The 11,763-nt window shown below is 67.6% G+C and carries 7 protein-coding genes and 1 pseudogene; 6 read left to right on the top strand and 2 right to left on the bottom strand.

Annotated features, from left to right (window positions below):
* The first annotated feature begins 223 nt into the window (after positions 1 to 223).
* Positions 224 to 676 carry a DUF3641 domain-containing protein gene (locus Pla133_RS18655; protein WP_145068037.1) on the top strand — a complete coding sequence of 151 codons (453 nt, stop codon included), beginning with the start codon at positions 224 to 226 and terminating at the stop codon, positions 674 to 676.
* 152 nt (positions 677 to 828) lie between these two features.
* Here the strand turns inward: Pla133_RS18655 and Pla133_RS26540 are convergent.
* A pseudogene (locus Pla133_RS26540) lies at positions 829 to 1,641 on the bottom strand (TAXI family TRAP transporter solute-binding subunit); the annotation flags it as partial.
* Positions 1,642 to 2,448: 807 nt separating this feature from the next.
* On the opposite strand from Pla133_RS26540, the gene Pla133_RS26535 reads away from it, so the two are divergent.
* From Pla133_RS26535 to Pla133_RS18625, 5 genes are all read left to right on the top strand, one after another.
* Positions 2,449 to 3,048: an ECF-type sigma factor gene (locus Pla133_RS26535; protein ID WP_419191715.1), complete on the top strand. Its 600-nt coding sequence runs from the start codon at positions 2,449 to 2,451 to the stop codon at positions 3,046 to 3,048.
* A gap of 67 nt (positions 3,049 to 3,115) precedes the next feature.
* Positions 3,116 to 5,422: a bifunctional serine/threonine-protein kinase/formylglycine-generating enzyme family protein gene (locus tag Pla133_RS18640; protein ID WP_145068031.1), complete on the top strand. Its 2,307-nt coding sequence runs from the start codon at positions 3,116 to 3,118 to the stop codon at positions 5,420 to 5,422.
* 19 nt (positions 5,423 to 5,441) lie between these two features.
* Positions 5,442 to 5,924, top strand: coding sequence for a hypothetical protein (locus tag Pla133_RS18635; RefSeq protein ID WP_145068029.1), 483 nt, complete (start codon positions 5,442 to 5,444; stop codon positions 5,922 to 5,924).
* Between the two features lie 15 nt (positions 5,925 to 5,939).
* Positions 5,940 to 7,583, top strand: coding sequence for a peroxidase family protein (locus Pla133_RS18630; protein ID WP_145068027.1), 1,644 nt, complete (start codon positions 5,940 to 5,942; stop codon positions 7,581 to 7,583).
* Positions 7,584 to 8,152: 569 nt separating this feature from the next.
* Positions 8,153 to 10,207: a DNRLRE domain-containing protein gene (locus tag Pla133_RS18625; protein ID WP_145068025.1), complete on the top strand. Its 2,055-nt coding sequence runs from the start codon at positions 8,153 to 8,155 to the stop codon at positions 10,205 to 10,207.
* A gap of 134 nt (positions 10,208 to 10,341) precedes the next feature.
* Here Pla133_RS18625 and Pla133_RS18620 read toward each other — a convergent pair whose 3' ends face one another.
* The gene (locus tag Pla133_RS18620; RefSeq protein WP_145068023.1) at positions 10,342 to 11,730 is read right to left on the bottom strand and encodes a hypothetical protein; all 1,389 of its coding nucleotides are present in this window, start codon (positions 11,728 to 11,730) and stop codon (positions 10,342 to 10,344) included.
* Positions 11,731 to 11,763 lie beyond the last annotated feature (33 nt).

Raw genomic sequence — 11,763 nt, 5'->3', positions numbered from 1 at the left:
CTCTCGGATCGCGCAGTCGGCCGCGCTCGATCCGAGGAACGAGGTTCGCTTGGCGACCTGGCGTTTCCGGAAGCCAAGGGCGCGCGACTCGGTTGAGCGTGGTGGTCAGGTCGACTCGGTGGCGCGGACGCCGCGCGTGACCTCCCCTCGGTCGGCACCTGCCGTGCGACGGAAGGACTGACGTGGCAAGCTCCGCGACTGACCGATCCAGGCGCTCACGAACATGCCCAAGTCGCGCTACCTGCAGTGGCTCGAGCGCAGCGGCAACATCGAGGCGTACTTGCAGCGCCTCGTCGACGCCTTCAACCCCACCGCCGCCGCCGGGGTCATGTGCCGCACGACCCTCTCGGTCGGCTGGGACGGCCGCCTGTTCGACTGCGACCTCAACCAGATGCTCGAGCTGACAATGGCCCACGGCGCGCCGCAGCACATCGATGACCTGGACCTGGCCGGGGACTCCCTCACCACCCTCGCCCAGCGCCGCATCGTCACCGGCCGCCACTGCTTCGGCTGCACGCCAGTGCCTCAGGGACCTGGCGGGCGAGCGCCGACGTCGTGGACCTCTCGGCCGGCGTCACCCTCGCCCTCGTTTCCATCAGAGGTCCCAGCCCTGCTCGCCGGCCCCCGCCGCTCTTCACGCCTCGGAGCGGGAATCAAGGTCCTGTGGCCGTTCTGAGCTGTCCCCGCCGCAGGGTCGGCTGCCGGACTGCGGTGTCCGACAACAAGTGAGACCACTGCCAAGAGCGCGGAGACCGCAGCGGCGAGGAGCTGCAAGGGGCCGAGGTGTCGCTCGATGAACCCGGGGTCGTTCCGGCCATAGACCCGCTGGGCCCCGGGATGGGTCGGGATCTTCGTATCGGCAGATGGCTCCGAGATCTTGGATCCCGAGTACCAGTCGGCGAGCTCGTTGGAGTTCTCTACGAGGTCGGTGGTCAGCGCCGCGACGATTCGATCCTCCAGACTCGCCGCGCAAACCAAGGTGGCGTTGGTCGAGATGGTCGAGATCGACTTGGAGTGGGGACCGAAGTGACCGGGCGCGATCTCCGCGGGCGAGTAGCCGGAGAGGCGGCCCAGGAGCGCGTCGAGGTGTCCGATCACATTCGCAGAGATGCCGATAGCCGGATCGCCTAGAACCCGCCTGAGCACGGAGTTCTCCTTGCTCACGATGAACATCGCCAGGTCGATCCGATCGATCAGTAGTGCGTCGATGGCGCTGGCGTAATCGAGGGCGACGATGACGTAGTCTCTTGCGCGCACAAGTCCGTAGAGATCGAGAATGATCTGTACGTCCTCATAGGTTTGACTGCCAGGTCCGAAGCAGCCGACTCGAACGGGTCTGCCTCTCCCGAGCGTGGTCGCTGGATCATTCGGGCAAGCTGGACCACCGCAGCCCCACCCGACCAGGTCGATCGGGTGGTCCGACCGGCTCAGGCAGATCAAGTACTCGGGGAATACATGCGAAATCGCGCGGACCTGGCGCGACGCGAGGCCAGTGTTCGATTGCACGACGCCGAGATCGGCGACGCCGGTACCAATCTGCTTGAAGGTGTCCACCGAGCCCTGGCTCTCGCGGACCTCGGTCGCCACGCGGAAGTCGGAGGGGGAGCCTTCGCGATTGAGGAAGCCCTTTAGCGCGTCCATGAAGACGCGGTACTCGCCGCCGAGCGGCACGGCGAGTCTCAGGGGCTGTACCTCGACGCGATCGATCGTGGTCGCGACGAGTGCCGTGGAGACCACGATGAGTAGAGCGGCCAGACCATCCAATGCACGCCGGGACCGCGGTCCCGCAGTCCACTTCCTCGGCTCGGACCTCGCCCATGACTTCGCACGGCTCGCCACGACGGGCCTCGCCACCGGGGGGACCACGGATGGGTCTGCCTCGAGGGCAGCTGCAGGCTCCTCAGGACCGGTCCACTGGGCGGCCTGCGAGCCGGACGGGTCATCGTTCTCAGCGTGGCCATCCGTGGCAAGTCGATGCTTGTCGGCCTCACGCTGCAGGTAGCGCAGAAAGAGGAAGCAGGCGACCAGGGAGGCGAGCAGGATGATGATCTGTCTCATTGGATTGCGACGGGGCCCGGCAGAGGCCGACGTTCGAGCATCCCCCCGAACGCACTTCCACCGTCCCTCGGGCCACCGAAGGCGAGATTTCACCGGAGGCCCCGCGGTCTCGGCTCGGTGGTAGCGCCCATTCCGTGGAGCCAGGAGCGGCCGACGGTCGTCCCGCTCGATGCTCCGTTGAGATCGGGCAGGCGATCGGGCAAGAAAGGCCGAGATCGCTGGCCGACTCAGCGGCCTTTCCACGTTCTTAGGTCGAATCACCCCTCGGAGTCCAAGGTGTGCTGGCCGGCCCCGCCCGGAGCTGTTCTCGACACAATAGGGGGGCCAAGCCCGGCGTCGGGCTATCCCACCCACCAGTGCCTGCTCGGCCCAAAGGAGGATCGATTCTCGATGAGCGATCAGCAACAATCCATCGAATCGGCGAAGACGGAGGATTCCATCGCACTGACCCAGCTCCTCGCGCGTGCGAGCGCGGGTGATGCAGAGGCGGCGAGCCAGGCGATCCCAGTCGTCTACGGCAAGCTGCTCGACCTATCGCGGGCGATCTTGCGTTCGCCCGATCCCGCACAGACCCTCTCTGCTTCGGACATCGCGCAGGAGGTCTACCTGCGGCTGTTCGGGGCCTCGCCCAAGCAATGGACCGATCGTGCACATTTCTTCCGCAGTGCGGCGAAGGCTTGCCGGAGCGTGATCGTCGACGACGCGCGAGCCAGGAGAGCGCTCAAGCGCGAGGGTCCCAACGGTGCGAGGATTCCAGAGGAGCTGGTGCCGGCGATTGACAGATTGCCACCCGAAGAGCGCCTGGCCCTGGAGGAGGCGATGACCGGACTCGCAAGCGTTGACCACAACGCCCATGAAGTCGCGCAGCTGCGGATCTATCTCGGGTTCAGCGTAGTGGAGGTTGGGCAGGCGCTCACGCGAAGCGACAGATCGGTCCGCCGCGACTGGGGCTTTGCCGACTCATGGTTGAGGGACAAGCTCGGCAACTGAGTTCAGCCGGGCCTTGTGTGCCTTTGGGTCGGTAGTTGGTAGGAGATCTGGGGGAGAAGAAAGAGTCATGGACAACGAATGGTCCGAGGTAAGGCGCCTCTTCGACGAGCTCGTCGAGCAGAACGGCGATCAGCGCACGGCCCGCCTTGCGGAGATCGAGCGCTCGTCCCAAAGCATCGCAAGCCGGGTCAGGGCTCTCCTGGAGCGGTACGACGACGATGAATCTCTCGTCGACGACGAAGAGAGCGAGGGCAGCGAAGGGAGGGGTGCGGGGGGTGGGGTGGGCGCGAAGGGCTGGGGTCAGGGCGGCGGGCAAGACGGTAGTGAAGGTCGCAATCAGTACGGCGATCAGGAGCCGTTCCCTGGCTTCGACGTACTCCGTGCTCTCGGAGCCGGCTCATTCGGCGAAGTCTTTCTCGCGCGGGACCGAGTCCTCGGCCGTCATGTGGCGATCAAGGCTCTTCGGCAGGGGCCGGGCGTCAGCGAGTCAACGGTGGCCGACTTCCTCGTCGAGGCTGCACGAACCTCCAGCCTGGAGCATGACGGAATCGTCAGGATCTTCTCGGTCGGCCGATCGAAGGCGACTCCTTACTTCGTCATGGAGTTCGTCGACGGGGAGAACCTCGAGGACGTCATCACCCGAGCGCGCGAGAAGGGGCCACAGCGCGCGATTGAGGCGTTCTCGGACGGGCTGGCGCGAGGCGAGTCCGATCCAGTTCGGGTCGCCGCCCGGGTGACGGCCCAGATTGCCGACGCCCTCGAGCATTCCCATCGCTGCGGGATCGTCCACCGCGATGTGAAGCCCAGCAACGTTCTGATCGGGTCCGATGGGAGCCCCAAGCTGGCGGACTTCGGGATCGCCAAGGAGCTCGCGCGCGAGACGGTCGGCGACAGAGTCGTGGGAACTCCCTACTACATGAGCCCGGAGCAGGCTCGTCTCCAGCAAGGGCGCGTTGATGCTCGCAGCGACATCTATTCCCTGGGAGTGGTTCTCTACGAGTTCCTGACGCTCAAACGCCCCTTCAATGGCAAGACCAAGGAGCAGGTATTCGCGCTGATCGAAGAGTGCCGGCCTGATCTCGTCAGCCACATCAACCCGTCGATCCCGGCGGACCTACAGACGATCTGCCACAAGGCCCTGCGCAAGGATCCCGACCGGCGCTACCAGTCGGCCGGGGAGTTCGCCGAGGACCTTCGGCGCTTCTTGGACGGTCGCGAGCCGCAGGCTCGTCCTCCGGGGATCGTGGAGCGGAGCGAAGACTGGATCCGACGGAACTCGAGGGCGATGACCTTGGTCGGAGTCCCTCTGGCCCTGGCCCTCGCGGCGTGGATCGGCGGCCAGGCGGTAGATGCGGCGTTGCCGCGGGTCACGATCGATCTGGCGGCGATTCCTCGGGGCACCGCGTTGCGCCTAGTCACGGTTGATCCTTGGAACGGGATTCCGTTGGTCGAGGAGAGCGTCGAGGCAGGCGATCGAATCGAATGCCCTCCCGGGCACTACCGATTGGAATACTCGAGTTCGGGCGATCGACGAGGTGAGGTCGATCTACTGCTCTTCGCAAGTGGTGACGAGGCCATCGTGGAGTTGCCGCCCGAGCGACCAGACGATGTCGTGCTGACCTCGATGGTCAACGTCGGTGGATTCGAGCACGACGCGCGCCGAGGTGTGTGGGACGGAGCCGAAGCCCTTCCGGACCGACCCCGAGTTCCGCCCTTCTTGATCGACCGGCATGAAGTCACCAATGGGCAGTACCGAGCCTATCTGGAGGTCGTTCCGGACGCTGCCCGCCCGATTGCTTGGCCCACGGATGGCTGGGAGTCAGCCTGGGATGATCTGCCGGTGGTGGGGCTCGACCTAGCATCAGTGATGGCCTACGCCCACTGGGCGGGGAAGCGATTGCCCACGGCTATCGAGTGGGATGCCGCTGCCCGCGGACCGGAGGCCGACGCTTGCCTCGGTCCAGTACCCGCCGATGCACTGCGTGTCGATTGGGCTCGGGTCTACGATGCCGAACGCAGAGCTGCGGCGCCGTCTCTCGCGTCGCTGGTCTTCGTCGAGCTTTCGCCCGAGGACAAGGGGCTTGTCAACTGGAACCGCTACCTCGCCCTCGTGGCGCCGGTCGATACCTACGTTGCCGATCGCAACGGCCAGGGAATCGCCGACTTGCACGGGAACGTCCGCGAATGGACGGTCTCGCCCGTGAGGGACTTCGCTCGCTCGACAGAAGACCACTTCGTACCGTCGCCGACCGAGGTCCTGACCCTAGGAAGCTCATTCGAGGACCCTCTGCGGCCCCTCTGGAGCCGTTCACCCCGCCGCGTCGTTCTGCCCGGGATCACTGTCGGATTCCGGTGCGCCAAGTCGATCGACTGAACCCTGACCCACCCGAGCAATGCCGAACTACCGTTTCACCACCAAGTTCGTCGCCGTCAACGACGCAGCCGTCTACAGCAACGCGACCTCAGCTGCGATGATCGCTGAGCACAAGCGAATCGTTGACGAAGACATCGCGATCTTCCGAGGTGAGATGACGCCTCGGACCAAGATCGACATCTACGACTGGTCGGTGGAAGAGGCGTTGTCAGTCGGTGCGCCAGGGATTCGCGCTGCTGTGGTGGCCGCGGCGCAGAGGCGTGCCGGCGAGATACGCATCCTTCCGCAGCTGGAAGAGTCAGATCCAGGCCTCGTCCTGGCGACGAACGCTGGGGTCGAGATTTCTGACGATCTCTATTGCATCCCGCCTCGGCCCGCCGACTGCTACCACCGTTTCGTTCTTTCACGGCAGGGTGAGACGGGCAGTATCCCCGTCGTGGACGAGGGAGGTGCGGAGATCGGATATCTGGCGCTACTCTTGACCTACCGGGATGTCGAGTAGGAGGAGGGCACGACCATGCAGTCCGCCTCCGATTGGATCGGCCTGAAGCCAGCGTTCGTACCCCCTGGGTCTGGGCGTTTGGATCAGACGCGCTGGCTCGAGCAACGGGCGGAGGCTCTCTTGTCGGCGGAGTGCGTCGAAGGGTGCATCCCGGCCGGCTACACCTACTTCGGCCAATTCATCGTCCACGATGTGAGCTTCCACCGTCCGGCCATCGGCGGGGGGAAGAACCGTCGAAGCGTGTGCTTCGACCTCGACTCGGTCTACGGCGACGGGCCGCATGGGTCGCCGCACCTGTACGACGACGACGACCGCTACCGACTGAGGATCGGGCACGCCCAGTGGAATCCTAGACCTGAGGCCACGCCACGTGTCGAGTGGGACCTCCCGCGAGTCGGAGCCATGGTCATTCAGAGCGCGCGTCTGAGGCGCGAGCTCATGAGTTCGGAGCGCTACCGAGAGCTGGCGAAGCCCCTCGAGCGGACCGTGGGCCGGTTGCGCCACCTACCCGCCATGGATGGCCCGTGGGTTCGGCTCGTCGGCGGAGAGATCCTTCGCTGTGGTTCGGATTCCGTCGTGATCTTGCGTACTTCGGCCCTCATTGGTGACCCCAGGAACGACGAGAACGTTCTCGTCGGGCAGATGCACCTGGCATTCCTGCAGCTTCACAACCGCCTCATGCAGGAGGCGCGCGAGTCGGCCCAGAACGAGAGCGACGCGGAGGCCTTCGAATGGGCGCGGTCACAGGTCCGGCTGCGGTTCCAACACGCCATCCTGCATGACTACTTGTTGGAGATCTGCTCGAAGGAGGTGGTGGATCGAGTGGTCGAGCGGGCCGTGACGGTGTTGAAGGGCGAGGCCGGGGGCGGGTCCCTTGGGTCGCTGATTCGGGAGCCCCGGATCCCCGATGAGTTCGCGCTGGCCGGCTTCCGCTTCGGGCACGCGATGGTTCGCACGACCTACGACTTGAACGCTCGCGTCCGTGGCATCCCGATTCTCGCGCCGGGCGCGATGGTGCATCCGCAGGAGGACCTGCGGGGCGGCAAGCAGCTTCCACCCGATTGGAGTGTGGACTGGCGGCGCTTCTTTCAGGTCTCTGACGTCGATCCGCCGCCTCAGATGGCTCATGGGATTGCTCCTTGCGTCGATTCGAGGCTTGGAATGATTCACGATGGAGGCGCGCCGTCGCTGCCGGCGCGGACACTTCTGGCCGGCTTCGAGAAGGGGTTGCCTTCCGGTCAGACGCTTGCGAAGGCGATCAAGGCGCCGGTCCGCGGGGGCGAGGAGTTGCCGCTGTGGGAGTACGTTCTGCGGGAGGCCCCAGAGCGCAGATGCCCGCTGGGGGCTCGGAAGCACGGAGACGCGACGGGGCCCGCCCTGGGCCCGGTCGGCAACACCATCGTTGCCGAGACGATCGTCGGCATTCTCGCCTCCGATCCGTCGGGGATCTTTCGGACTGTGGAGTACCCCGAATGGCGGTACGAAGCTCGGCGTGACTACGGCATTCTCCAGCTTCTCGAGGAGGCTGGTGTCCTGGAGCTGGAGCCACCGATGGAGCTTCCGCGGGGTGGCCGATCGTCCCCTGGTGAGAGCGGAGTTGCCCCATTGCCGCCAAGACCTGTTCCGTTGGAACAAGGCGAACACGGCGCTGGACAGTGAATCTCGATCAGAGGTCGGCATTACCTCTCGGGCTCCGGGCGAGGCTGGGAGCCGACTGGATCGGGCGCGAGATCGAGCCGGATGGCGTAGAGCGGGCGCGCGATCTTGGAGTTCGCTCCCTCGATCGAGAGGTCGGCGGCAGGGGTCGGGCGCTGGCACATCGGGAGGATGGGCGGCTCGGCGATCGGTCGCTAGTGGGCGCTTGGCGCGGGAGTTGGTCGCGACGACCGGTGGATGGGCGTCATCGACGAGGGCGCCGCCGGGTCCGCGCGAGGATCCGACAGGGCTGGTGGGGCGAGCCGGTGCGTCGCTGCCCGCCGACGGGGGTGGGGTAGGGGGCGGTCCGAGGGATCGGGCGGACGTGGCCGCGAGAGTCGCGGTGAACCAAGGCGGGGCAGTTGAGTGGCCTCTCGCCCTCGGTGACCTGGGCTCGATCCGCGAGTATTGCCGGGACGCACCTGCCTCCCCGCGGATTCAGAGCGCGGACCTGCGAGCGGCGCCGTTGCGCCGAACGCCGAACCCGTCCCCATCGCCGGATCTCACGGCGACCTGACCCGGATCCAAACCCCATGTCCCGCCTCGCTCGGCCCCTCTCGACGGCCGCCTGTCTGCTGCTGCTCGGAGCGGCGGCCTCGGCCCAGATCTCCATCGCCGGCTACGTCTTCGACGACGCGGCCGGGCCCGACCTCGCCATCCTGCAGCCCGGGGCCAACCCGCAGTTCGGCGGGCTCGCGACCGGTTGCGTCACGGCGAACACCCTGCCGGGCCTGACCGTGCCCCAGAGCATCTCGGCCCTCTTCGACGGCGACAGCACCGAGGCCTGGTGCTTCGGCAAGCTGATGGTCCGGCTGGACTTCGTCGACAACGTCGTGCGCAACGGTCCCGGCCCCGACCTGGTCGTGTTCGAGATCGGCGGGGCGGAGGCCTTCACCCTGTCGATCCTGGTCGAGTCCCTGTGCACCTGGACGGCCCCGCGCAACTACGTGCCGGTGGCGACGGGGTTCACCCAGGACCTGTGCGGGACCGGCAGCCAGCCGATCAACGCCGCGGCCATCGACCTGTCGGACTTCGGCGTGCTGCCGGGCGCGACGGTGCGGCGGGTGCTGCTCGACAACAAGGGCGTGTATGGCGGCGCGGTGGGCGCCGATCCGGCCGCGGTGCTCGCCTTGCACTCTGACCCGGCCAGTGCGGTGCCCTCCCCCTGCCTGCTCCAGTTCCAGCAGGGCATCGACGCGGGCGCCGGGCCCTACCTGGGCGCCGCCGACACCTGCCTGGCGTCGGACCTCCCGACCACGGCCTTCGGAGCGTCCGCGCTGGAGTACTCGGACTCCTCGCCCGAGCACCAACTGCTCCTGCGCTTCGACGGGATCGTGGGCTCGGGGGCCGGGCAGATCCCGACCGGCGCCCAGGTGCAGCGGGCCCTGCTGTACCTCACGAGCGGGCCCGGAGCGGGGGCGAGCAACGGCACCCACTCGGTGCACCGGCTGCTGAAGCCCTGGAACGCGGCGACCGCCACCTGGGCCGGAAGCTTCGGCGGCGACGGGGTCGACGCGGACGGGATCGAGGCCGAGGTCGCAGCGGTCGCGACGATCCCCGTGACGTCCGCGAGCAAGACCGTGGCCGTCGACATCACGGCCGCGGTCCAGGCCTGGGCCAATGGCGCGCCGAACCACGGCCTCGCGATCCTCGCCAACACCACCGACGGGCTCGGACTGAACCTGGCCGAAGCGTCGTTGGAGTCGTGGCGGCCGGCGCTCGTGGTCCAGGTTGAAGGGGGAGTGAGCTACGCCAATGCCGTCGCCAGCTTTGCGCCGGTGGTCGTGGGAGTGGAGCCCAACCCCTGCAACCTCGACTCGAGCCGCTCCTTGGGCGCCCCGGACGCCGATCCGAACGCATCGGTTGCCTGCTGCCTCCAGGTCCCGACCAGTGTGACCCTCGGCTCCGGTGGCTCGATCACGCTGGACTTCACGAGCGTGTCGATCTCCGGTGACGGCTCGCCCGAGCCGGACCTCTGGATCTTCGAGGTCGGTCCCGACGTCGAGGACACCTTCGTCGAGCTCAGTGCCGACCTGGTGAGCTGGGTGTCGCTCGGCAAGGTCTTCGGCGCCACCTCGAGTCTGGACCTCGACGGCTTCGGGATCGGGCCCTTCGACCTGTACCGCTACGTGCGGCTCACCGACGACCCGCTCGAGGGCGACGCCACGGGCTGCAGCCCTGGAGCCGACATCGACGCGGTCGGCGTCCTGTCGCCGAACCCCTGGATCAACCTCGGCCAGTCCCTCGCCGGGACAGGCGGCGCGCCGTACCTGGCCTCGTCGGCGCCCCTGGTGGCCGGCGGTCAGGCCGTCTTCCAACTCTCGAATGCGCTGCCCGGCGCCCCGACGATCCTGGCCATCGGAGCGAACGCGGTCGGACTGCCCCTGTTCGGGGGGACGCTCGTGCCCAACCCGCAACTCTTGATCGGACCTCAACTGGTCGGCGCCACAGGTAGCCTCTTGGTCACCCTGCCCCTGCCGGTCACCCTGCCCGCCGGCGTGCCCTTCTGGGTCCAGTCCTGGATCCTCGATCCGGGCGGTCCCGTTGGCTTCGCGGCCAGCAATGCGATCGCGACGGTCACGAAGTAGGCCTTGCCGTCGTGCGCCGGGCCGTCGATCGACAGCCCGGCGCAGGACTCCATCGCTCGACCCGACGCTCGAGTCGCCCGTCACCGCGAGACGCGCCGGGTGCGCTCGCTATCGCTCACGGGCAGTCGCTAGCCTCACCCGATGATGACCGCCAGGCCAGCCGTCAGCGCGAAGCCCTCCTGCGCGGCGGCGTCGACCACGGCTCCCTGCGCGAAGACCGTCAGCCCAGTCAGCGCCGCGACGGAGGGGATCGGGATCGACACGGCGCCGAAGCCGATGGCGGCGCTGGCGCCGGAGCCGCTCAAGGTCAGCGGGTAGGTCGCGAACAGGGGCGGGAGCAGGTAGCCAGTGCCGCCGAACAGGGGGTAGGGCGCGCTGGCGGCGGACAGGGCGATCACCGCGGTGGCCCCGGCCACGCCGTTGCCGAGGGTCAGGTGCAACGTTCCACCGACCTCGGGACAGGTGCCCGCACCGAGCAGCGGCACCACGCCCGCCTTGCCGCTGGAGCCCTGACCGAAGGCGATCACGGACCCGGCGCAGGCGTCGGCGCCGACCTCGATGTCGATCATCTGGTTGTCCGAGCTCCAGCCGGAGGTGTTCTCGCCGATCGAGACGGCGACCGGAACCAACGTGCCCGGTCCCTGCTGTCCCTTCTGGTAGGCGCGCAGCAGGTCGTCCTTGTCTTCGAGCACCACCGCGGCGCCGATCGCCTGGGACCAGAAGCCGCCGTCCAGATCGTTGAACTCCGACTTGGCCCAGGGGGTCACGGCCAGGGTCCAGGGATCGACGCGCACCATCCGGTCGTCGGCGAGTAGCACGCCGCCCGCGATCGTCATCAAGAACCCGCCGTCGGGCAGGGGGTCGAGGCCGACCGGGGCGCCGCTCGAGCCGTGATTCCACGTCTGGCAGGTCGGCGGACCCGACAGGGCCAGACCGTCGGCGGTCAGGGGCAGGCGGTGGACGACGAGCTGGTTGAACGCGCTGCACGGCTGGATGTAGCCGGTGCCCGTCGCACCGATCAGGCTGTTGCTGGGCGCGTGGTAGACGAGGTGTTCCGCCGCGATGTCGACGGGCTGACCGGCGGCGTCGGGGATCGGTACGAGCTGATTGGAGGCGTCGAGCAGGTGCAGCACACCGTCGCGGCGCAGGTAGACGCGGCCGTCGCCGACCGGCGCGAGGTCGGTGAGCTTCTCGCCCACGAAGCCGAGCTGGGTCACGGTCTTGTCCGCGCGGAAGAGGTACAGCCTCGCCGAGAACATGCCCACGGGGGCCCAGGAGGTGTAGGCCAGGACCCCCTCGCGCCAGGGGTCGTAGGCGATCCAGCCGGACTTGCTGTAGCTGGGGAGCAGCCCGGTCACGACCGTGTCCGCCTCGCCAGTGGTCAAGTTCACGCGCCACAGGCCGTAGTCGAAGGCGATCAGATTGCCCCGCACCAGCACTTCACCGTCGGCAAAGGGGCCGGTCTGGGCCTGGGCGGAGAGGGCGAGCAGGAGGGCGGCGGCGCAGGTTCGCGTGGCGGTCATGGGGTTGGACTCCTTGGATGCTGGGGCGAGCGC

Source organism: Engelhardtia mirabilis, assembly GCF_007748095.1.
Classification (GTDB): domain Bacteria; phylum Planctomycetota; class UBA1135; order UBA1135.
This window is presented reverse-complemented; position numbering and strand designations above follow the sequence as displayed.